Here is a 22,441-nt window from a genome sequence, read left to right as displayed (position 1 = left end):
GACCCTGCTGGGTGTTTCGCCTTTGGTGGAAGGGATCGGCGGACTGACCACGACCTGAGCCGCGGCCTAGGTGGTGAAGAGGTTCAGGCGGTAGGTCCTGACCTGTGGTGCCAAGGCGAGCGCGCTCAGCTGTGCCCGGAAGGCGAGTGGCAGGGCGGCCTGGACCGCGGGCTGGGGTTCGGCGACGGTGCGGCTGTCGAGCAGGCGCAAGCCCCAGGACTCCAGCTCGCTCGGGTCGTTGCAAGGCCACAGGAACCTGGCCGACATCAGCTTGGCCTCGTTGTGGTTGTCGATCCGGTCCAGCATCGCCGCACCGGCCGTGTCGAAGGCGACCGGGCTGCCGGGGAACTGGTCCCGGATGAAGCCGATCGCGGCCTCGCAGCCTTCGCGGGGCACATACGGCAGGACGGCCTCGGCGACGAAGAAGTACGGCCCCGGGTGCTCGCGCACAGCGCCGAGCCAGTCGGCATCGGTCACCGACCCGGCGACCATCGCCCGCCGGTCGGTCGGCTCGAAGAACTGCCGCCGCAGCTCCATCGAGTCCGGCAGATCCAGCTCGACCCAATGGCACGCCCCGTTGTCGAGCCGCTCGAACCGCGTGTTCAGCCCGGCGCCGATCTCGACCACGGTCCCGCCGGGATGCTCACCGAGGAACTCGGAGACCCAGCCGTCGAAGATCATCCCGCGCAGCACCGCGCCAGCCAGGCTGCGGTTGCCGTCGAACTTGGCGAAGTCGTAGTCGAGCGAGTCGACGATCTCGACCGCCTTGGCGTCACTGAGCATCGGCTGCTCTTTGCGCGCCTCGACCGCCCGGCCGTACAGCGGGATCAGCATCGTCTCCTGGGCAGGACCGAGCTTCACCTCACGCCGTTCGCTCACCCGAAGCCTCCATCCGTCGCCGGTGCACCATGCTACTCAAGCTAAAGTCACTGCATGTTGATCGTGATCGGCCTGGTGCTGATCCTGGCGTTGACCGTTGCCACCGGCTATTTCGTGGCCCAGGAGTTCTCCTACGTCGCAGTGGACCGGAACCGGCTGCAGAGCCTGGCCGACGGGGGTAACGCGGCCGCGGCCAGAGCGCTGAAGGTGACGGCCCGGCTGTCTTTCGTCCTGTCGGGCGCGCAGGTCGGCATCACCGTCACCGCGCTGCTGGCCGGCTACGTCGCCCAGCCGTACCTGGGCGCCGGTCTGGAGGACCTGCTCGGTACTGCGGGCCTGCCGGCCGGCGTGAGCCTGACCATCTCCGTCATCCTGGCGTTGCTGTTGGCAACGATCATCCAGATGGTGTTCGGCGAGCTGGCCCCGAAGAACCTGGCGATCGCCCGGGCCGAGGCGATCGCGCTGCGGCTGTCCCGGTCGACGCTGATCTACCTGACCGTCGCCGGCCCGCTGATCCACGTCTTCGACGCCACCTCGAACCGGATCCTGCGCCGGGTCGGGATCGAGCCGGTCGAGGAGCTCCCGCAAGGCGCCACCGCCCAGGACCTGGACCGGATCATCGCCACGTCGTACGAGCAGGGCCTGCTGGACGAGGACACGATGCGGCTGCTCGATCGCGGGCTCGACTTCCGGTACCGCAACGCCGACGAGGTGATGACGCCGCGCGTCGACGTGATCACCGTGCACCGCGACGAGCCGCTGACCCGGGTGGTCGAGCTGCTCGACACCGGGCACAGCCGGTTCCCGGTGATCGGGGAGTCGGTCGACGAGGTGGTCGGGGTGATCGCGATCGGCGACGTGGTGGAGATCGAGCCGGCCCAGAGGGCCCGCTTCACGGCGGTCTCGCTGATCTCGCCGCCGGTCGTCGTACCGTCGACCTTGCCGCTGCCCGCAGTACTGCAGGCGCTTCGTACCGCGCATCGGCAGCTTGCGATCGTGGTCGATGAATTCGGTGGGTTCGCCGGGGTGTTGACGCTGGAGGACATCGCTGAGGAATTGGTGGGCGAGATCCGCGACGAGGATGATCTGCCGGAGCCTGACCTGATCTCGAACCCGGATGGGTCGTGGACCTTGCCCGCGCGGTGGCGGATCGATCAGGTGGCCGAGGCTACTGGGATCCAGCTGCCGGAGGACGAGGACTACGACACGGTGTCCGGTTTGATCATGGCTCGGCTCGGGCGGATTCCCGTGGTTGATGACGAGTTGGTGGTGGAGTTGCCTCGGCGCTTCGACCATGACGGGCGGCCGGTGCCTTTGGAGTTGGTGCGGCTTCGCGTTCAGACCGTACTTCGGCACGTGCCGGGCATCGTCGTACTGGAGCGTCTCTCATGAGTACTACGGTTGCGCTGCTGATCTCCTTGTTGCTGCTGATCCTCAATGGGTTCTTCGTGTCGGCGGAGTTCTCGCTGGTCGCGTCGAAGCGGCATCGGCTCGAGCAGGCGGCCGCGTCGGGTTCGCGGGCCGCGCGGGCGGCGATCGCCGGGGTGAGCGAGCTGTCGTTGATGCTCGCGGGTGCTCAGCTCGGGATCACGTTGTGCACGCTGGGACTTGGCTCGCTGTCGGAGCCGGCGGTGGCGGACCTGCTGCATCCGCTGTTCGAGCTGGTCGGAATCCCTGAGGAAGCTGGGCATGTGATCGCGCTGATCATCGCCGTCGGCGGGATCGGCCTGCTGCACGTACTGCTTGGCGAGATGGCCCCGAAGTCGTGGGCGATCAGCGATCCCGAACGGTCGGCTTTGCTGCTGGCGTTGCCGTTCCGGGGCTTCACGTACCTCGTACGCCCGCTGCTGATCGTCCTGAACTGGATGGCGAACCTCTGCCTCCGCGTCCTGAAGGTGACCCCGCAGAACGAGCTGGCCAACGCCCACGGTCCCGACGAGCTGCGCCTGCTGATCGAGTCCTCCCGCGAACACGGCACCCTGGAAGCCCCAGAACACGACCTCCTCACCGCGATGCTCGCCCTGCAGAACATCACCGTCGCCCAGGTGATGACCCCCACCGTCTCGGTATCCACCGTCACGGCCTCCGCCAGCGCCCGAGAGGTAGAACTGACCAGCCGCCGAGAAGGCCACTCCCGGCTAGCCGTCGTAACCCCCGGTACCACCGCAGTCTGCGGCATAGTCCACGTCAGCGACGCCGCCCGAGCCACCACCCGAGGCGGCACCACTCTCCAGGCATCCCAACTGATGACCGAGCCCCTCCGCCTACCAGCCACCACTCCGGTCGCGGCCGCAATCCGCCTGATGCGAGAAAAACGCTCCCAACTAGCCGTAGTCCAGGAAGGCGACACCCCCGTCGGCGTAGTAGCCCTAGAAGACCTCCTAGAGGAGGTAATCGGCGAATTCGACGACGAAACAGACCCCATAATCACGGCCTCCCGCCGAACCCCACCCCCGCCACCGGCCGCTGAAGGATGACCGGCTCACCGGTGGAGGGATGCGGGAAGGCGGAGGGTGAAGGTGGAGCCTCCGTCGAGGGTGCTGGTTGCGGTGGCGGTGCCGCCGTGGGCTTCGATCAGGCTGCGGACGATCGGCAGGCCGAGGCCGCTGCCGCCGGTGTGGCGGTTGCGGGACTGTTCTGCGCGCCAGAACCGGTCGAAGACCTTCGGTAGATCCTCAGCGGCGATGCCCGCACCGGTGTCGATCACGTCGATGACGACCTCGCCGGCCTCGTCTTCGATGCGGCCGGTGATTTGGACTGTGCCGGCCGCGGGGGTGAAGCGGAGGGCGTTGGCTACTAGGTTGCCTACGGCCTGGCGTAGGCGGACTGGGTCGGCTTCTAGTTCGATGTCGCCGGTGGTTGTTGAGGTTAACGTGATGTTGGCGTGTTCGGCTTGGCTGCGGAACGTAGTGGCGACCTGGTCGAGTAGCAGGCCTAGGTAGACCCGTTCGGGGTGGATGCGTAGGTTGCCGGCGTCGGCGGTGGCGAGGTCGCGGAGGTCGTCGAGGATGTGTTGCAGGAGCGCGGCCTCTTCGCCGAGTGAGGCGATGAAGGTTGCGTCCGGTTGGGCGACGCCGTCCTCGACGGCTTCCAGCCAGCCGCGGATGTTGCTGAGTGGTGTTCGGAGTTCGTGTGCGATGTCGCTGACCATTGCTCTGCGCAACGATTCGGTCTTGGCTCGGGCGTCGGCCAGCTCGTTGAATGCCAATGAGAGTTGGCCGATCTCGTCGATGCCGCGGACCTTCACCCGGACGTTCTCGTCGCCGCTGGTCATCCGTCGCGACGCCTTGGTGAGGGCTCGCAGCGGTTGGACCAGGCGGATTCCGCCGACGGCTGCGATCAGCACGGTGATACCGAGGATCGCAGCGGCGACGCCGGCGATGCGTTTCTGGTTCGCGGGGGACAGGTCGAACTCCGCCGACGCCTCGCTGTGGGTGCTGACGAAGAGGAGGGCGGGCGGAGCGACGTAAGGGGTGAGCAGGGCGCGCCGCGAGGCGGTCATACAGGCCTCGACAGCCGCGGGGTCGGGTAGCGGAGGCGCCACGGAGGGTTTGACGGATCGCCTGTCGGACGGGGTTTCGGCTGGCCTGCTGGTGGGGCCGGGCTGCAGCTGGCTGGTGGTGACACCGAAGTACGGGGTCCAGCTCAGGTCGGCCTGGAGCTTGATCGGCGTGGTCGGTCCGCGTTTGGCCAGGCAGGCGTTGACCCGGCTCTGCAAATCCGAATACGCCTTGCCCTGCTCGGAGTCGATCTCGTCGAGCGCATCCGACGGGCACTGATCCAGGATGTACTGCGACGCTCCCTCGATCTGCGGCCGGCCGGTCGGGTCGTAGGTGATCTTGCCGAGTCCGCCCGAGCTGAGCTGTACGCACTTGAGGACCCTCGTGGCCACGTCGTCGAGTCTGGACTTCGCCGCGTCGGAGAGCTTGAACGGGCCGACGACCCGGGAGTCGATCTGCCCGGTCGCGTCGGTCGGCGTACCGCCGAGGCCGGTACTGAGGTCGAGCGGCCAGACGAGCGCGGACGGGGTCTGGGTCGCCGGAACCGGCTGGCCGGAGATGAGCCGGCGGTCGCGGGTGGTGAGGCTGATCTGCCGGCCGGTGTCGAAGGCGAGCCGGGAGATCTCCTTGCCGATACCCGACCAGCTGCGATGGGTTGCGGCGAACCCGACCAGGGTGTTGTAGATCTTTGCGTCGTCGGCGAGCGCTTGGCCTTGTTGCTGCTGGATGGCGACCGTCGTACTGCGGGCCGCGAGCCAGGCGGTCGCCGCGATCGAGCAGAGCGCGATCAGGACGGCTCCGGCCAGCAGCCGGACGAGCAAGCTCCGCCGGGCGGTCATTTCACCCGTCGGTCAGCTTGTAGCCGACGCCGTAGACGGTCAGCAGGCGGATCGGTTTGCGGGGGTCGGGCTCGATCTTCTTGCGCAGGTTGAGTACGTGCGTGTCGATCGTGCGGGTGGTGATGTATTGGTCGATGCCGTGCAGTTGCTCGAGCAGTTGGGCCCTGGTGAAGACGCGGTGGGGGCGGGCGGCCATCGTCGCGATCAGGCGGAACTCGCCGGGCGTACAGGTGATTTTGGTGCCGTCGGCAAACAACTCGTGGCGTTCGGGGTCGATGGCGACGCCGCCTACTCGGAGCATGGTGTCCGGTTCGGTGGCTGGTGATGGTCTGCCGTTGCTTCGTCTCAGCAGGGTGCGTACGCGAGCTGCTAGTTCGCGGGGGCTGAAGGGTTTGGTCATGTAGTCGTCGGCGCCGAGGTCGAGGCCGAGGAGCATGTCGTCTTCCTCGGTACGGGCGGTGAGCATCAGGACGGGGATGTCGGACTCGCGGCGCAGGATCCGGCAGACGTCGAGGCCGTCGACGCCGGGGAGCATCACGTCGAGGACGAGGAGTTCGGGCTGACGGCGGCGGACTTCGTCGAGCGCCGAGCGGCCGTCGTGGACGACGGTGACTTCGTGGTTCTCGCGTTCGAGGTAGCGCCGGACGAGCTCGGCCTGCTTCTCGTCGTCCTCGGCGAGCACGACCTGGGCACACATGGCTTCGACTATAGGTCGGGTTGTCGTCGCTCCGGGTGATGTGCGGTCGGCCGGGACAACATCCTGACATTTGATAGTCAATCTGACGCGAGCGCTTCTGTTGGGGTGAGCAACGATGCGCGGATCGCGGGGTAGACGCCGGCTAGGACGCCGACGGAGATGGAGGCGGCCAGGCCGGCGAGGACGGCGGTGGGTGGGATGACGATGGGCCAGTTTTGCGCGTCGGCGTACCCGATCACGCCGAGGATGCCGAGGATGGCGCCCATCAGGCCGCCGATGGTGCAGAGGACGACGGATTCGGTGAGGAACTGGCCGCGGATCTGGCGGCGGTTGGCGCCGAGGGCGCGGCGGAGGCCGATCTCGCGGCGGCGTTCGAGGACGGAGATGACCATCGTGTTGGCGACGCCGATGCCGCCGACCAGCAGCGCTACGCCGGCCAGGCCGAGGAACAGGGTGGAGAAGGCGTTCTGGGTGATGCGTTTGGCGGCGAGGGCTTCGGAGGGGCGGCTGACCTGGACCATGCCGGGTTGCTCGGGGCTGAGGGTGCGGCCGAGTACTGCGCGGACGTCCTCGACTGCTGTGTCGGCGGAGCGGACGTAGACGACGGATGGTCGGCCGTCGAAGCCGAGAATCGTCTTGGCGGCCTCCCAGCCGATCAGGACGGATTGCTCGACGTCTGGGGCTAGCGGTGAGGTCGAGAGGATGCCGATGACGGTGAACCAGGTGTCGTTGAGCAGGATCCGCGGTGGCGGCTGACCGGCTGGCAGGTCGGTGATGCCGAGCCAGGTGGCGGCTTTGGCGCCGAGCACGACGGTCGGGAACTTGTCGGTTGCCTGAGACAAAAACTTGCCTGAGTAAACCTTCGCCCCGAGCAGATCCAGCAGATTGGGCGTCCCGGCCAACACAGTGATCCCACTGCTGTTAGTAGTCCCATCGATCTTGTCCGACCGCCGCACGCTCGCATGCACATTGGCCACGCCACTGACCTCGTGCACCGGCCCGATCCGCTCTGCCATCCCCACCGACTCAACCGGCAACCCAGCCGCCTGACTCTGATCATTCGCATTAGGCACAGCCGCAGCCCGCAACAAATCCGGCCCCAACGTCGACAACTCATCCAGCACAGCCTGCTGACTGGACGCGGGAATCCCGGTCACCACGATCATCGTCGCAATCCCAATCGAAATCCCCAACGCCGACAACGCAGCCCGCAGAGGCCTCGTCCGCACCCGAGTAAGCCCAAGCAGGAGGAGGTCAGAGAGCGCCAACCGCACAGGTTGGGTCAACTGGTCACCGCGACCACGCGACCTGCGCAGTCCCCGTCGCAGCCGGCTACCACCTTCGCCCGCCATCAGCCCACTGCCGCTCGCCTCTTGCTGTGGCCGGGCGGGGGTCTCGGTGGGTGGTTGGGTGGGGTTGGGGTGGGTCATGCGTCTCCTACTAGGTGGCCGTCGCGCATTTCGAGTCGGCGGGGGAGGTGGGCGGCTATGTCTCGGTCGTGGGTGATGACGGCGATGGTGGTGCCGGTGGAGTGGAGTTGGTGGAGGAGGTCCAGGACTGCGTGGCCGTTGGTGGTGTCCAGGGCTCCGGTGGGTTCGTCGGCCAGGACTATCGCGGGGGAGTTGACGAGGGCTCGGGCGATGGCTACTCGTTGGCGTTCGCCGCCGGAGAGTTGGTGGGGGTGGTGGTTGGCTCGGTGGGAGAGGCCGACCTTGGCGAGCGCCTCGAGGGCTAGGGGTTTGCGGGTGCGACGGGGCGTACCGGCGTACAGGAGGCCGGTGGCTACGTTTTCGGTGGCGGTGTGGCCGTCGGAGAGGTGGAACTGCTGGAATACGAAGCCGATCGAGCGGCCGCGGAGGGCGGAGAGTTCGCGGTCGGAGAGGGCGGCGACGCCGTGGCCGGAGATTGCGACCGTGCCGGCGGTGGGGCGGTCGAGGGTGCCCATCAGGTTGAGCAGGGTGGATTTGCCGGAGCCGGAGGGGCCGACGATTGCTAGCAGTTCGCCGGGTTCGATTCGCAGGGAGACGTTGTCGAGGGCGCGGACGCCGCCTGGGTATTCCTTTGTCGCATGGGTGAGTTCGACTACGGCGGTCATGACGTGGTCACCACCTTTTGGCCGGCCTGCAAACCGGTGCCGGTGATCTCGACGTCGCCGTCGGCAAACATTCCGGTTTTGACACCGATGAGCGCGGTCGTAGTACCGGTGACAACCTGTACTGCGTAGCCGCCTTCGCGCAACGCAAGCAACGCAGCGACCGGTACTACAAGCACGCCCTTCCGTGACGCCCCCGGCACCGGGACTGTCACCGGGCCCGAGTCGACCCCGGCGCTCGCGGCCTGATGGTCGAGTGTGATGAGCGCTGTCACCTGCGCCTTCTTGCCGCCGTCGGCCGGATTGCCATCGCTGGGTGGCGGTGTCGCGTCCGTACCGACGCTGCGGATCGTGCCGGTCGTCGCCTTGCCGTTCGGGAGGGTGAGCTTCACCTTCGCGCCGGCGCTGATGCCCTGGGTGGAGTCGGCATCGACGGGTAGCGTGACGACCTTGTCGGTCGCGGTCACGCCGAGGATTTCCGCCGCGGCCGGATCGCCGAGCGCCGCCTTGATCGAGTCGACGCGGACGGCTCCGGGGAGGACGACAACACTCGCCGGATCGATCACCCCGGTCTCCGCCAGGTCGAGGGATTTCTGCCACTTCTTGATTGCCTTGGTGGTTGCCGAGGTCAACTTGTCGGTCGTTGTCTTGGGCAAGAACCCGAGCGCGGTCAGGTTCTGCTTGACCACCCGCACATCCGGGCCCTCAATCGGCTTCTCCGCACCCTTGCCCGGCGAGCCACCCGGCGGCGTCGACGAGGAGTCGGACGGCGTGCCAGGCGAATCCGGCCTGCCAGGCGTGCCGGGCGAATCCGACTTGCCAGGCGAGTCCTGCGTGCCAGGCGACTCCGGGGTGCCCGGCGTTGAGGGTGCGCCGGGTGGGTTGCCGGCAGGGTCGACCGGTGGTGTTGGCGCCTTGCCGATGGTGCGGAAGAGCGGCGTACCGCCGTAGAACAGCAGCACCGGCTTGTCGTCGACCCGGAACAGCACACCACCCTGCTCCACCGCCGCGCCCACCTTCGGCAGCCAGGTGATCGTCCCCTCGGCATGACTCTTGACCGTCTGGCTGACGCCGTACCCGAGTTGCCCACTCAGATCCCTCGCCTGCGACAGATCCGTCCGCACGATCTCCACCGTCTGCGCGGGATCAGGACCGTCCGACGCCACTGCCTTCTCCGGCTTTTCGAACACCCGGACCCCCGCGACCCCCACCCCGGCGACCACAACAGCACCGATGACCAGCCCGACCACCCGGCGAGAACGCTTGGTCACTTGCCGGCCACCTCGCGCTGGCACTCCGGCATCAGGTCCATGCCCTTGGTGATCGACTGCATGTCGTTCTGCGGCCCGCCGAGCGCCGGGCCGACGATGCCCGACGACGTGTCGGTGGACAGCTCGACGTACTTGACGCCCTTGTCCTTGAGGCACTGCACGACCTTGCGGCCGAAGTCGAGCGCGTCGGGGTTGTTCGCGTCGATCTCCCAGGCGGGCAGCGGCAGCTTCGGCTCGCAGACCTTGCCCGCGTTCTTGGCCTTCTTCGGGTCGGTGGTCGGGCCACTGCCGAGTACGCCGGGCTCCTGGCCGCGCTTGGAGGTGTCGATCCCGTTGTCCTTCAGGCAGGACAGGTACGGCGCGTACAACCGTTTGCGGTCGGCATCGGTCATGTCGATCCGCTCGCGCGGCCGGCCGGCGTCCGGGTCCTTCGGTGTCGCCTTGGTGGTCGTCTTGCCGGGCGGCGGAGTGGTCAGGGTGGCGATCTCCGGGGCCTTGCCGGTGTCGTGGGTCTGCGCCTGGGCGTCCGCCTTCGAGGACGAGCAGCCGGTCGCCACGACGGCGAGCAGGACCAGCGGGGCCCAGTTGAGGAGCGACCGGGGTGGTGGGGCGGGGAAGGAATCGAGCACAGTGTTCATAGCGTTCACGGTGGCCGGTGAATGTCAGGGAAATGTCGGCTGACGGTGGTGATCCGGTCCGCACGACATACGGTGGTCGGCAGCGTCGTACAGGCGCCAGGCAGTCGTCGTACCGGAGGAGTCGCACAGTGCCCGTCAGTCGTCTCGGCCTCGTCGTCCACCAAGCCCGCCCGCTCGCCGTCCAGGCGGCAGGGGTGGTCCGCGAGTGGTGCAAGAAGAACGACATCGGCTGTACCGACATCGACGTCTGGAAGGACCACGAGCACCGCCGCGGCGGGATGGCGGAGATGCAGCACGCCGGCAACCCCGACCTGGTCGTCACCCTGGGCGGCGACGGTACCTTCTTGCGCGGCGCCCGGATCGCCGCCAAGAACGGTGCCGCCGTACTGGGCGTAGACCTCGGCAAGGTCGGCTTCCTGACCGAGGTGGCCTGCAGTGACGTCGAGGAGGCGCTAGAGGCCGTCCACCACGACCAGGCGACGATCGAGGAGCGGATGACGCTCACCATGCGCGCCTCCCGGCCCCTGGAGATCCCGAGCGGCATAGAGGCCCTACTGCGCTACGGGCACGGCCCGGCGCTACCGCCACCCGCTGTACGTGAGGAGAGCCCGGAAGCCGACGGGTGGGGTGTTGCGCTCGACGTGACCGCCCTCAACGACGTAGTACTCGAGAAGCTCGCCCGCGACCACCAGGTGAGCGTCGGCGTCTACCTGTCCGGCCGCCTGCTCGCGTCGTACTCCGCGGACGCCCTCATCGTGGCCACCCCGACCGGCAGTACGGCGTACAGCTTCGCCGCCGGCGGCCCGATCCTGTCGCCCAACATGGAAGCAGTCGTCTTCACCCCCGTCGCCCCGCACATGACCTTCAACCGCACGGTCGTAGCCGCCCCCGACGAACCAGTAGGCCTCCGAGTCCTCCCACACTCCGGCCAGGCCGCAGTAAGCATCGACGGCCAACTACGCGGCGTACTGGACCCAGGCGACTGGATAGGCGTCTACGGCTCAGTCCGCCGCCTTCGCCTGGTCCGCCTACGCCCCACCGACTTCTACGGCCGCCTCCGCGACCGCTTCCGCCTAACCGACGCCCCCGCCACCGGCATAGACGGCGACCCAGACCCCTTCTTCCGCCCCATCACCCCCATCCCCCCAGACCTGGCCCACCTCCGCCTCCCACCACCCCCAGAGCCTCCGTCAGACAACCCGGCCTGCGAAGTAGAGCCTGCCGCCGAGTCAGCCACTGGGCCGGCGGAGTAGTCCCAGCCCGGTAGGCTCCCTCCCCATGCGAAACGTGGTGATCCTGGCCGGCGGCTCGGGGACACGGCTGTGGCCGCTGTCCAGGGCGGACAAACCCAAGCAGGTACTGCCCTTGGCAGCAGGCAACTCCCTGCTCCGAGTGGCCTACAACCGGCTGAAGGGTCTGGTCGATCCGGCCAACATCTATGTCTGCACGGTGGCAGCGCACACGGACCTGGTCCGCGAGGAGCTGCCGGAGCTCGGTGAACACAACATCATCGGCGAGCCGGTCGGCCGGGACACGGCCAACGCGGTCGGCCTGGCCTCGGCCGTAGTTGCCCGCAACGACCCGGACGCTGTCCTGGCGATCGTCGGATCGGACCACCTGATCACGCCTGAGGACGAGTTCCGCGCGGCGATCGAGGCTGGGTTCGAGGTCGTGGAGCAGCGGCCCCGGTCGCTGGTGACGTTCGGGATCGAGCCGACTCATCCGCACACGGGACTCGGCTACGTCGAGCGCGGTGACGCGATCGAGGGCACACCGGCGTACGCGGTGGACCGGTTCCGGGAGAAGCCGGATCGCGAGACGGCCGAGGAGTACCTGGCCACCGGCCGGTTCTGGTGGAACTCCGGCATGTTCGTCTGGCGCGCCGAGACGGTGCTGGACCTGCTCGACAAGCTGCTGCCGGAGTCGGCCGCGCAGCTCCGGCAGGTCGCCTCGGTCTGGGACACGGCGGAACGCGAAGCCACCCTGGCCGAGATCTACCCGACCCTGCGCAAGATCAGCATCGACTACGCCATGCTGGAGCCGGCCTCGCAGGGCAAGGTCGACGCGGACGTCGTCGTCCTGCCGATGCCGGTGCACTGGCTCGATGTCGGCTCCTGGGCGGCGCTGGCCGGTACGTACGAGGTCGATGCCGACGGCAACCGGCACGAGCCGTCGGCGCTCAGCTGTCTGCTCGACTCGCACGACAACGTGATCGTCACCGACGACCCGGACCACCTGATCGCGGCGGTCGGGCTGAGTGGGCACATCATCGTGCACACCAAGGACGTCACCCTGGTCTGCCCGCTGGCCGACGGCGAGCGGATCAAGGACCTGGTCGCGATAGTCCAGTCCGACCACGCCGACCGCTACGTCTGAACCCGCGACAACAAGAAGCCCCGGACCTCAGGTCCGGGGCTTCTCTCTGTACCAGGAAAACTCAGCGTGCTGGGGAACTCAGCCGCCGTTGGGCTCCTGGGCGTCGGTCGACGGGTACTTGTCCATGAAGTTCTTCAGGGCTTCGCCGGAGACGGAGTTGCAGAACTGGCGGTGGCCGAAGGCGGTTTTGCCGTCGGCGGCCATGCCGGACCAGTGGGAGAAGGCGATGTTCTTGCCGGCCGGCCAGGCGGCGCCGTCGGAGGCCTTGAAGGGGGCGGCGATGAACTTGCCGTTGGAGCTTTCGGGGAGTTTCGCCTTGGAGATCTTCTCGATCAGGTCTACCTGGTCCTGCTTCTTCATCGTTTCCTCGTTGTACCAGAGGATCGTGTAGCCGTGTTCCAGGTTGTGGACCAGGTTCGGGACCGGCGGGCGGTCGCTGTCGGCGTAGAACTTCTTCGACAGCGGGGCCCAGACGGCGTAGTGCGGGCCGGACGAGGGCGGCGAGACCGGGTACGCGATCACTGTGCCGTCCGGCTTGTGGTCCTGGGTGCCGGAGGCCTTGTCCTCGGTCGGCGTGTCACAGGACGCGGCCGAGGCGGCGACGCCGAGGTCGGAGATGGCCGCGTTCCGGGTCTTCGAGTCCTGGATCAGCTTGATCGCCGGGTAGGCGATGATCGCGAGACCGACCACGATGCAGGCGGCAATGATGAGACGAGTGCGGTTTCGGTCACCGCGGGCCTGATCGCGCTGCATCTTCTCGACGAGCTCGCGGCGTGACTGCTTCTGAGACTTACCCACAGTGATGGTCTTCCCGGATCAGGGGCGGTCTCGGAGCCGCCGTGCGGATGCAGTGTACGCAAGGTGCCTGAGAAGTTGCCTAGAAAACTATCGAGACCGTGAGCCGAACGTGACCGTCGCCTCACTCCCCGGTCCAGTCGCCACAGAGACCCCGTAACCCTCCGCGTGCAGCACCACGGCCAGCCGCTCGGCTGCCACTCCGACAGCGACGCCAGAGGCCCCGGTGACCTTCAGAGCACTCCCGAGAAGCTCCACCTGTACGCCGTCCAGCGGCACCGACTCCCACAGCGAAGCGGAGGCCTCGCGTGGCCCGGCAGGCCCTCGACGATCCAGTACTGCGGCCAGCGCCGCCTCCCGAGTCCCCAGGCTGAACAGGTCCATCTCCGCGTCCCGCACCAGCGCCCGAGCGCCCGGCCCGTGCTCACCGGCCGGGAACACCACATCAGCCAGCCCACGCAGTACAGCGACCGGTACGCCGTCCGCCTTGCCCTTCACCAGCTCGCTGGCCGCAGCGATCTCATCGGCCAGCGCAGGCTCGGTCACGGCCAGCACATTGCCGTGACTGTCGGTACTGCCGCGCAGGTCCTCGATCACCTGGACCCCGGCGGCTCCGATGGCCAGGTCGATCTGCCCGTTGCGCCAGGGGCGGCCCAGCGTGTCCGTGATGACTACGCCCACGTTCACGTCGTACCGGTCCTTCAGCGCCTCCCGCAGCGACCGTGCGGACAGGTCCGGGTCGACCGGGAGCAGCAGGACGGTGCCGGGGTGGGTGTTGGAGGTGTCGGTGCCCGCAGCGGCCATCACCAGCCCATGCCGCGTCTGCACGATCCGGGTGTCGCCACGCGAAGCCACCACCCGCACGAGCTCGGCATCGATCGCCTCGTCCCGGGTGCCCGTGGTCAAACGACCCTCGGCCTTGCTGACGATCTTCGAGGTCACCGAGACGACGTCGCCGTCATGCAAGTCAGCAGCCGACCCGATCAGCCCGGCCAGGTCATCCCCGGCCGCGACCTCAGGCAGGCCGACTACTGGGAATACTTCGAGGTGCTTCCTCACCGGCGGACCGCCTCGGCCAAGGTCAGCGCAGCAGAGGCCAGCGCAGCCGTCGTGTCCTCGTCAGTCATCCATAGCGGCACCGCCTGCGCATGGATGCCGGCCGTCGCGATCGACTCCAGCTGGGCCGCATCCGACGTGTCGATCAGCCACCCGTCCAGTACGCCGTCCGCCGCCCGCGACCCGTAGTGCCGGGCGACGGCACCCGCCGTGGACTCGACCCCGATCGCCGCCAGCACCTTGTCGGCCATCCCGCGGACCGGGCTGGTGCCGATGATGGGGGAGATCCCGATCACCGGCGCGGACGTCTCGCGGACCGCGTCGCGGATGCCGGGGACACCGAGGATGGTGCCGATCGAGACGACCGGGTTCGACGGCGGCAGCAGCAGCGCGTCGCACTCGGCGATCGCGTCGAGCACACCCGGCGCCGGCTTGGCCTTCTCCGAGCCGACCGCCACGATCTGGTGCGCGGTCACCTCGGCGTGCAGCCGGACCCAGTACTCCTGGAAGTGGATCGCCTTCTTGGTGCCCGGGTTGTCCGGGTCGTCGACCACGACATGCGTCTCGACCCGGTCGTCGCTCATCGGCAGCAACCGGACCGGCAGCTTCCACCGGCTGCAGAGCGCCTCGGTCACCGCGGCCAGCCCGTAGCCGGCGTCGAGCATCTGGGTCCGCACCAGGTGGGTGGCCACGTCCCGGTCGCCCAGGCCGAACCAGGTGGGCTCCACGCCGTACGCCGCGAGCTCCTCCTTGATCACCCAGGTCTCGTCCTCCCGGCCCCAGCCACGCTCCTTTGAGATGCCGTCACCCAGGGTGTACATCACCGTGTCGAGGTCGGGGCAGACCCGCAGCCCGAACAGGGTGATGTCGTCCGCGGTGTTCCCCACCACGGTGATCTCGGCGTCCGGGCGGGCCTTCAGCAGACCGCGCAGGAAGGTGGAACCGCCGATGCCGCCGGCAAGCACTGTCAATCGCATGGGAACAGTTTCCACGAGTCGTCAAAGCAGTCGACCACCGCACGACTATGCTGCCGAGGGTCCGATGTGTGTCAACTGTCAGTTGAACGGCCCCCAACATCCCGAGGAGCCCTCGTGGTCACCGACGCAACCAAGAAGCTCAGAGAGCCGGTCGCGTACATCTTGCTCGCCTTCGCCGGCCTCGTGGCGCTGGCCTTGCTGATCCGGCTGTTCGTCGGCAGCGCGGGCTTCACCAACGCCGCTGCTGTCGTGCAGGGCCAGGTCACCCCGCCCACCCTCCAGGCACTCGTGCTGCTGGTCTCCCTGGCGGCCTCCGTCTGGCTGGTGAACGAAGCGGGTGAGCGGACCCCGAACGCCCGCACCGTCACCCTGGCGGCGCTCTCCATCACGGGCCTGCTGGTCGTGATCGGACTGATCGTGGCCTTCGCCAGCTTCGGCGAGACCAGCACGGCCGGTCTGAAGATCACCAGCTTCATCTTCGCCATCGGCGGCCTCGCGCTGTACGGCGTCGCCGGTCTCTACATCCTGAAGACCTTCCAGAGCCTGCCGGCTCCGGTCCGCGTTCCGAAGGCCGGTGCGCAGGGCCAGTTCGCCGGCCAGCAGGGTCAGTACGGCGCTCCGGGCCAGTACCCCCAGCAGGGCGGCCAGTACGGCACCCAGCAGGGCCAGTACGGGCAGTACGGCGCTCCCCAGGGCCAGTACGGTCAGAACGAGCAGTACGGCGCGTACGGTGCCGGTGCGGCCGGTGCCGCTGCAGGCGCAGCTGGTGGCTACGCCGCAGCACAGGGCGGCGAGCAGCAGTGGCCGCAGGAGCAGAGCTGGAACCAGGGCGAGCAGCAGCAGACCTGGCCTGTCACCGACGCAGAGGCCCAGCCGCACGCCGAGACCCCGGCTGCTCAGCCCGCCGAGCAGGCCTGGTCCGCTGAGGGCCACGCAGCCGAGCCGACGCAGCAGTGGAGCCCCGAAGGCCAGCAACAGTGGGGCGGCCAGGAGCAGGGCCAGCAGTGGCCGCAGGAGCAGCAGCAGTGGGGCGGCGCCGACTCCGGTCAGCAGTGGGGCGCGCCGGCTCAGGAGCAGTACGGTCAGCAGCCTGCACAGCAGGAGTGGCCCGCGCAGGAAGCCGCGCAGCCCGAGCAGCAGCACCAGACCTGGCCGCAGGAAGGCCAAGCCTGGCAGGCGGAGGCAGCTCCGGCGGCCGAGCAGCCGGCCGAGGCAGCGGTTCCCGAAGGGGCAGACGAAACCCGCGTCGAGACGCCGGTTTCCGACGCTCCGAAGGACGAAGAAGGACAGCAGCAGCAGGGCCAGAACGGTCAGCAGGGCTGGTGGTCACAGCCTTCCTGACCAGGAAGTCAACCGCCCTGACAGGGCGCTGAAGTAGACCGAGAGGCCTGTGCAGACAGGCCTCTCGTTCTTTTGCAGCCGTGTTGCGGATGATGCCAATAGCAGACCACGGCTTGACTTTCGTGGATTGCAGGAATGTAATTTCAACCGTGTCGTTCGTTGGACACTCGGTATCGGGGACCGCTTTCAGCACACAGAGCGGTCGAGGTCAGGCATGTGGGACCGCAAGCCCACATGTACAGGGGAACGAACAGGGTCGAGGAGGTCGTACCGTGACAGAAACGCTGCTGGCGATTGTCGACGGTGAGGCGATCGAGGAGGAGCCGAACTGGCAGGAACGGGCGCTGTGCGCCCAGACCGATCCAGAGGCTTTCTTCCCGGAGAAGGGTGGTTCCACCCGCGAGGCGAAGAAGGTCTGCCTCGGGTGCGACGTACGGGGCGAATGCCTCGAGTACGCACTGCACAACGACGAACGCTTCGGAATCTGGGGCGGGCTGTCGGAGCGGGAGCGCCGCAAGCTGAAGAAGAAGGCCGTCTGACGGGCTTACTTCATTAAGTCAACAAGTTCATACAAACATCGGCGTGAGGCCCCGGAGGGACTTTGTCCACCGGGGCCCGCTGCTGTGTTCAGGGGTGCTGCCGCTGTCGCGTAAGGTGAAGCCTCGCTGCACCAGGTCGTCACTTTCCCCTGAGGTGTCACTGCTCCGCATGGAATCAGAAGCTCCGGCCGGCTGGGAGTTCTTCGACTCAGTCGACTTCCCCACCGACCTCACCAACGATCCGATGGGTCGCGCGCCGATCCGGCACGTCGTCACCGCGGTCGTGGTCGGCCACGAGGGAGCCGCCTGGCTGCCCCGGCTGACCGAGGCGCTGTGGGCGCTGGGCCGCCGTCCTGAGCGGCTGATCGCGGTCGATACCGGTTCCACCGACGAGACCGCCGAACTGCTCGCCACCATGCCCGCCGTCGAGCCCGTGGTGAGCCTGTCGGCCCGTACCGGCTTCGGTACTGCGGTCGCCCGCGGCATCGAGACAGTCGGCTTCGCGCCCGTACCGTCCGCGGTCGGCCCGTACGGCGACGACCAGCACATTCCCGTGGTCGAGTGGCTCTGGCTGCTGCACGACGACTGTGCACCGGCCCCGAAGGCGCTGGAGCAACTGTTGTTGCAGGCGACGATGTCGCCGGAGACCGCTGTCTGGGGCCCGAAGCTCAGGATGTGGCCGCGCGACCGTGAACTGCTCGAGGTCGGTGTCACCACCTCGCTCGGCGGCCGCCGCGACACCGGAATCGAGAACGGCGAGCTCGACCAGGGGCAGCACGACCAGCCGCGCAACGTGCTCGCGGTCAGCTCGGCCGGCATGCTGGTCCGCCGCGACGTGTGGGAATCGCTGCGTGGCTTCGACCCGCGGTTGCCGATGTTTCGCGACGACATCGACTTCGGCTGGCGCGCGAGCCGGGCCGGGTTCAAGGTCGGCGTCGCGCCGGATGCCGTCATCTACCACGCCGAGGCCGCCGCGACCGGTGAGCGGGCACTGGCCGGCACCCGTCGGCATGCGTACCAACTCGACCGCGCCCATGCGTACTACACCGTTCTCGCGAACGCACCTGGCAAGCTGCTTCCGCTGCTGGTGCTCAGGTTCCTGCTCGGTACCTTCGTCCGCTCGGTCTGGTTCATCATCGGCAAGACGCCGTCCGGCGCGGTCGACGAATGGACCGCACTGCTCGGGACCTTGCTGGCCGGTGGCTGGAGGCAGGCCCGCAAGGACCGTCGCCGGCTCGACCAGGTTCCGTACGAATCGATCAAGCCGCTCTTCTCGCGCTCGGTGCACGCACTGCGGCACAACCTCGAGGAGACCGGTAGCACCATCACCGAGCGCCTCCGTGAGGCCTGGGCCGACGAGCCCGAGGAGCAGGTCGTCACGACCGCTCGCCGGGCCAAGAGCACGGCCCGGGTCGCGCAGGACCAGCCGCGCTGGCGCCGGCAACTCATCCGCCGGCCTTTCCTGGTGACTTGGGTCTTCCTGGCTCTCGGTACGTTCATCGCCGCACGCAGCCTGATCGGCAGCGGCGTACTGCGTTCCACGCTGTTGCTGCCTCCGCACGAGAGCCTCGGCTCGCTCTGGCATGCGGCCGCGGCAGCGCCGCCCGGTGTGACTCCGCCCGCATGGCTCGCTCAGTTCTGGGCGCTGTCGACGGTGACGTTCGGACCGTCCGGTGCGACCAACGTCATCCTGCTCGGCGCGATTCCCCTTGCTGCGTTGGCGGCTTGGGGTCTGCTGCGCGCCTTTGTCGTCGACCGTGTTGCGCGAGCTTGGGGCGCGGCGGCGTACGGGTTTGCTGTCTTCACCAATGGCGCGATCACGCAAGGCCGGATCGGGACGGTTGTCGCGGCGATCGCGCTGCCGTTGCTCGGTGCTGCGGTTCATACCGTGGCGCGGCGGAGACGCGTGGTCATCCAGGGCAGTTGGCGTGCGGCTTGGTTCGCCGGCATCTGCCTGGCTGTGCTGATCGCTTTCACGCCGGCTCTGGGTCTGTTGGTCGGAATCACCTTGGCTGTCGGCGCACCGCTCGGTCTCGGGTGGCGTCGTCAGGGTCGGCAGCTGGTTTTCTCCGTCGTACTGGGCCTGGTGCTCGTCCTGCCGTGGACGATCGAGCTGGTGATGCACCCGTCGCGGCTCGGCCAAGAAGCCGGCGGCCCACCCACCGCAGCGGTCGGCCCGGGCGACAGCCTCACCCACCTGCTGACCGGTACGCCGGTTGGCGCGCCGGTGCCGTGGTGGTTCGCGGTACCGCTGATCCTGGTGGCCCTGTTGAGCTTGCTGCGCGAGTCGCGGCAGCGGTACGAGCTGATCGGGTGGTTCGCAGCACTGGCCGGATTGGCGGGCACGTTGATCGCCAGCCGGCTCGGTGGTGGCAGTGGCCCGCTGATGTTCCTGATGACGGCCGGCTGGATCATCGCGATCACCGTCGCGTGGGACTCGGTCGGCAAGTCGCGCGATGTCATCGTCCAGGCGGTACTGGGCCTGGTGCTGGTCGCGACGCTCGTCACGGCCGGCTTCTGGCTCGTGCGGGGTGACGACGGCCCGTTGCGCCGTGGACCTGAGCAGGACCTCCCGGAGTACCTGATGTCCTCGCAGGCGCCGCCGGAGAACGCGTCGATCCTGGTGGTCCGCAAGGATGCGACGACGGCAATGCGCTTCTCGCTGGTCCGCGACGGCGGTCCGCGGATGGGTTCGCTGGAGGCTGCGCCGAAGCCGGAGCAGACCAAGCCGATCACCGACATCCTGTCCGCTCTCGGCGGCGGTGGTACCGGTGAAGAAGGCCGGCAACTCGCGGGGCTCGCGGTCGACTACGTCTATCTGCCGGCGCCCGTCGATCCGACGTTGATGGCGACGCTCGACTCGCTGCCCGGCCTGACCAGGGCCAGCGCGGCCGACGGCGACGCCAGCTGGCTGGTCGACCGGTCGACGATCGAGGGCAAGACGCCGTTGCAGGACAACGTGAACGACATCTGGCGGGTGCTCGGCATCATCGCGTGGATCATCGCGCTGATCTCCTGCATGCCGACAGCGCGGCGCACTGTCGCGACACCGCGCGGGTCACACGCAAGGAGGGTGTCGTGAGCGGCATGTTGTCCGACGTCCGGATCAGGGTCGGGGCCTGCGTGCTCGCGATGGCGGCCGCGGGCGGCCTGGGTGTCGTGACGCACGCCAAGGAGCCGGTCACGCGTCCCGAGGGTGCCGCTGGGGTGACCCGCACGATCGTGAACCGTACTGCGCTGAGCTGCCCGGCCCCCGGCCCCGGCGGCAAGATCCAGAGCGCGGTCGACTCGGTCTCACCGTTGCTGCCCGAAGGCACTCCGGTCGCCCCGGGCGCGGCGACGCCGCTGTCGATCGGCCCGCTGCCGGCCACCTCGGACCCGATCGGGTCCGTCCTGGTCCGCGGCAAAATCGCTTCGACTGCCAAGACCGCAAAGCCCGTACCGCTCTCGATCCGCGGGATCGGCCCACTCGCGGCCGGCACGGTCGGTACCAGTACGACGGTGTCGACCGAAGGCGTGAACCGCGGCATGGCGAGCGCGCCTTGTCAGCTGCCCGGGTCGGACTTCTGGTTCGTCGGTGCGAGTGGTGCCGCCGGTCGGCGCGACATCCTCGAGTTGACCAACCTCGACAGCGTCAACGCCGAGGTCAACGTCACCGTGTACTCGGCCAGCGGCGCGCTCGACCTGCCGAACGCGCGCGGCGTCGTAGTACCGGCGCGGGGAACCACGTCGGTGTATCTGAGCCTGGTGGCCCCGAAGGTCCGGGATCTGGCGTTGCATGTCGAGTCCACCGGCGGCCGGGTTGCGGCGGCTCTGCGGGACAACGCGAGCACGGGCAAGGAGCCCGCAGGCGTGGACTGGATCAGCCCGTCGGCTCCACCGGCCAGGTCGCTGGTGATTCCCGGGCTCGCTGCGGGCAAGGGCATCCGGATCATCACGCTGGCCAACCCGAGCGATCTGCAGGCGACGGCGACGCTGACCATCAACGGCCCGAACGGATCGTTCAAGCCGGCCGAGCTGTCGACGATGCAGATCCCGGCCGGCACGGTGAAGTCGATCCGGCTCGATCCGGTACTTCTCGGTGACCCGTCCGCCGTGACCGTCAGTTCGGACCAGCCGCTGACCGGTTCGACCCGCACGATCGACGCGAGCGGCCAGGACTTCGCGGTGCTCGGATCGGCCGAGGCGCTGTCCGGACCGGCCTATCTCGTGCTGCCCGGCCATGCGCAGCCCGCGCAGCTGCAGATCACGGCGCCGAGCAAGACGGCGACGGTGAAGTTCGAGCTGCGTGACGTGGCCGGCAAGCTGCTCGCCGCGCGGTCGCTCGACGTGATCAACGGTGCGACCACGATGATCCCGTTCAAGGCGCAGCCGCGGCCGACGTACCTGATGGTCGAGCAGGTCAAGGGTTCGGCGGTGGCGGCGGTGACGTTGATGCCGCCGGCGAAGCTCGGTGATGACGAGGTGCCGTTGGTTGCCGCTTGGCCGCTGACCACCTCGCTGGTGTTCCGGGCTCAGCTCGGCGCACAACCGGACGTACGGGCTGCTCTGAAGTAAGGGCTCAGTCGTCGTCGGTCTCGAACTCGGGGTCGATCTGCTCCGGCGACAACGCCAGGACGTCGGCTAGCTCGAGCACCAGCGCCGACCGGACCAGCCAGGCCAGGCTGGTGCCGGAGCGTTCGGCTCGCAGCTCGATCGGGCGGCGGAAGACGACGATCCGGTACGGCTCGTGCGACGTGCCGCCGGTCGAGTGCGTCAGCGGGATCTCACCCGCGTGCATGTCGAGGTTCGGCACGTCCTCGATCGCGAACTCGACCCGCGCGACGACCTGCGGCAGCCGCTTCTCCAGCCGGGTCACCTCGATCGCGACGACCTCGTCGAACTGGGCCGCGGCGGACCGCTGCAGGGGCAGTCCGCGCGGGGCGAAGCTGCTCGGCCGGCTGATCGGTCCGAGCATGCCGCGCCCATGGCGGTCGATGTGCCGTCGATGACGGCGAGCCTCGGTCACGCGATCAGCCTAGTGGGGGTAGCGTCTGGACGTGAGCATCGCCAGGATCTGTTCGCGCGCCGCCTGCCATCGGCCGGCGGTGTCGACGCTCACTTATGTCTACGCCGACTCGACCTGTGTGCTGGGCCCGCTCGCGACGTACGCCGAACCGCACTGCTACGACCTCTGCGCCGATCACGCCGACCGGCTGACCGCGCCGAACGGCTGGGAAGTGATCCGGCTCGCTCCGGACCCGGCTGCCTCCGGCCCCTCGGACGACGACCTCGAAGCGCTGGCGAACGCGGTCCGCGACGCCGCCCGGCCGATCCCGCCGGCGACGCGTGGACCCGCACCGGGCGCTCCGGTCGAGGTGATCCGCCGGGGCCACCTGCGGATGCTGCAGGATCCGGGACCGTCGGCCGAGGACAACTCCGAGCAGGCCTGAGGACTTTCG

At 68.3% G+C, this 22,441-nt stretch carries 20 protein-coding genes; 9 read left to right on the top strand and 11 right to left on the bottom strand.

What is annotated here, in order from left to right:
- Positions 1 to 66: 66 nt before the first annotated feature.
- Positions 67 to 879, bottom strand: coding sequence for a class I SAM-dependent methyltransferase (locus AB0M15_RS16535; RefSeq protein ID WP_363818906.1), 813 nt, complete (start codon positions 877 to 879; stop codon positions 67 to 69).
- Positions 880 to 933: 54 nt separating this feature from the next.
- On the opposite strand from AB0M15_RS16535, the gene AB0M15_RS16530 reads away from it, so the two are divergent.
- On the top strand, positions 934 to 2,271 hold the full coding sequence (locus tag AB0M15_RS16530; protein ID WP_363818904.1) for a hemolysin family protein: 1,338 nt from the start codon (positions 934 to 936) through the stop codon (positions 2,269 to 2,271).
- Positions 2,268 to 3,356 carry a hemolysin family protein gene (locus AB0M15_RS16525; protein WP_363818901.1) on the top strand — a complete coding sequence of 363 codons (1,089 nt, stop codon included), beginning with the start codon at positions 2,268 to 2,270 and terminating at the stop codon, positions 3,354 to 3,356. The genes AB0M15_RS16530 and AB0M15_RS16525 overlap by 4 nt, the downstream gene beginning before the upstream one ends.
- A gap of 5 nt (positions 3,357 to 3,361) precedes the next feature.
- On the opposite strand, the gene AB0M15_RS16520 is transcribed toward AB0M15_RS16525, so the two are convergent.
- The 6 genes from AB0M15_RS16520 to AB0M15_RS16495 form a co-directional block, all read right to left on the bottom strand.
- Positions 3,362 to 5,218 carry an ATP-binding protein gene (locus AB0M15_RS16520; protein ID WP_363818899.1) on the bottom strand — a complete coding sequence of 619 codons (1,857 nt, stop codon included), beginning with the start codon at positions 5,216 to 5,218 and terminating at the stop codon, positions 3,362 to 3,364.
- Between the two features lies 1 nt (position 5,219).
- On the bottom strand, positions 5,220 to 5,915 hold the full coding sequence (locus tag AB0M15_RS16515) for a response regulator transcription factor (protein WP_363818896.1): 696 nt from the start codon (positions 5,913 to 5,915) through the stop codon (positions 5,220 to 5,222).
- A gap of 77 nt (positions 5,916 to 5,992) precedes the next feature.
- Entirely contained in the window at positions 5,993 to 7,267 is a 1,275-nt protein-coding gene (locus tag AB0M15_RS16510) for an ABC transporter permease (protein WP_363820234.1), read from the bottom strand.
- 74 nt (positions 7,268 to 7,341) lie between these two features.
- Positions 7,342 to 8,010 carry an ABC transporter ATP-binding protein gene (locus AB0M15_RS16505; RefSeq protein WP_363818894.1) on the bottom strand — a complete coding sequence of 223 codons (669 nt, stop codon included), beginning with the start codon at positions 8,008 to 8,010 and terminating at the stop codon, positions 7,342 to 7,344.
- Positions 8,007 to 9,278 (bottom strand): peptidoglycan-binding protein, encoded by a 1,272-nt coding sequence (locus AB0M15_RS16500; RefSeq protein ID WP_363818891.1) that lies wholly within the window; start codon positions 9,276 to 9,278, stop codon positions 8,007 to 8,009. Before AB0M15_RS16500 ends, AB0M15_RS16505 begins: the two co-directional genes overlap by 4 nt.
- On the bottom strand, positions 9,275 to 9,916 hold the full coding sequence (locus AB0M15_RS16495) for a hypothetical protein (protein WP_363818889.1): 642 nt from the start codon (positions 9,914 to 9,916) through the stop codon (positions 9,275 to 9,277). Before AB0M15_RS16495 ends, AB0M15_RS16500 begins: the two co-directional genes overlap by 4 nt.
- A gap of 128 nt (positions 9,917 to 10,044) precedes the next feature.
- Between AB0M15_RS16495 and AB0M15_RS16490 the strand changes: the two genes are divergently transcribed.
- Both AB0M15_RS16490 and AB0M15_RS16485 read left to right on the top strand, forming a co-directional pair.
- Positions 10,045 to 11,169 carry an NAD(+)/NADH kinase gene (locus tag AB0M15_RS16490; protein WP_363818886.1) on the top strand — a complete coding sequence of 375 codons (1,125 nt, stop codon included), beginning with the start codon at positions 10,045 to 10,047 and terminating at the stop codon, positions 11,167 to 11,169.
- 25 nt (positions 11,170 to 11,194) lie between these two features.
- Complete coding sequence (locus tag AB0M15_RS16485; RefSeq protein WP_363818884.1) at positions 11,195 to 12,292, top strand: sugar phosphate nucleotidyltransferase; 1,098 nt, start codon at positions 11,195 to 11,197, stop codon at positions 12,290 to 12,292.
- A 78-nt stretch (positions 12,293 to 12,370) separates the two neighbouring features.
- On the opposite strand, the gene AB0M15_RS16480 is transcribed toward AB0M15_RS16485, so the two are convergent.
- The 3 genes from AB0M15_RS16480 to cofD form a co-directional block, all read right to left on the bottom strand.
- Complete coding sequence (locus AB0M15_RS16480; RefSeq protein WP_363818882.1) at positions 12,371 to 13,090, bottom strand: DUF3105 domain-containing protein; 720 nt, start codon at positions 13,088 to 13,090, stop codon at positions 12,371 to 12,373.
- A gap of 87 nt (positions 13,091 to 13,177) precedes the next feature.
- Positions 13,178 to 14,146, bottom strand: a complete 969-nt coding sequence (locus AB0M15_RS16475; RefSeq protein WP_363818880.1) for a coenzyme F420-0:L-glutamate ligase — start codon at positions 14,144 to 14,146, stop codon at positions 13,178 to 13,180.
- On the bottom strand, positions 14,143 to 15,120 hold the full coding sequence (gene cofD / locus AB0M15_RS16470; protein WP_363818877.1) for a 2-phospho-L-lactate transferase: 978 nt from the start codon (positions 15,118 to 15,120) through the stop codon (positions 14,143 to 14,145). Before cofD ends, AB0M15_RS16475 begins: the two co-directional genes overlap by 4 nt.
- 114 nt (positions 15,121 to 15,234) lie before the next feature.
- Here cofD and AB0M15_RS16465 point away from each other — a divergent pair, with 114 nt between their 5' ends.
- From AB0M15_RS16465 to AB0M15_RS16450, 4 genes are all read left to right on the top strand, one after another.
- A complete protein-coding gene (locus tag AB0M15_RS16465; RefSeq protein WP_363818874.1) occupies positions 15,235 to 16,461 on the top strand; it encodes a hypothetical protein in 1,227 nt (408 codons plus the stop codon).
- A 272-nt stretch (positions 16,462 to 16,733) separates the two neighbouring features.
- Positions 16,734 to 17,000, top strand: coding sequence for a WhiB family transcriptional regulator (locus AB0M15_RS16460; RefSeq protein ID WP_164594311.1), 267 nt, complete (start codon positions 16,734 to 16,736; stop codon positions 16,998 to 17,000).
- 169 nt (positions 17,001 to 17,169) lie between these two features.
- Positions 17,170 to 20,082 (top strand): glycosyltransferase family 2 protein, encoded by a 2,913-nt coding sequence (locus AB0M15_RS16455; protein ID WP_363818872.1) that lies wholly within the window; start codon positions 17,170 to 17,172, stop codon positions 20,080 to 20,082.
- 5 nt (positions 20,083 to 20,087) lie between these two features.
- Positions 20,088 to 21,557, top strand: a complete 1,470-nt coding sequence (locus AB0M15_RS16450) for a DUF5719 family protein (protein WP_363820232.1) — start codon at positions 20,088 to 20,090, stop codon at positions 21,555 to 21,557.
- Between the two features lie 4 nt (positions 21,558 to 21,561).
- Here AB0M15_RS16450 and AB0M15_RS16445 read toward each other — a convergent pair whose 3' ends face one another.
- Entirely contained in the window at positions 21,562 to 22,008 is a 447-nt protein-coding gene (locus tag AB0M15_RS16445; protein WP_363818869.1) for a metallopeptidase family protein, read from the bottom strand.
- A 31-nt stretch (positions 22,009 to 22,039) separates the two neighbouring features.
- On the opposite strand from AB0M15_RS16445, the gene AB0M15_RS16440 reads away from it, so the two are divergent.
- Complete coding sequence (locus tag AB0M15_RS16440) at positions 22,040 to 22,432, top strand: DUF3499 domain-containing protein (RefSeq protein WP_363818866.1); 393 nt, start codon at positions 22,040 to 22,042, stop codon at positions 22,430 to 22,432.
- Positions 22,433 to 22,441 lie beyond the last annotated feature (9 nt).

It is taken from the genome of Kribbella sp. NPDC051718, assembly GCF_040681515.1.
GTDB lineage: Bacteria > Actinomycetota > Actinomycetes > Propionibacteriales > Kribbellaceae > Kribbella.
This window is presented reverse-complemented; position numbering and strand designations above follow the sequence as displayed.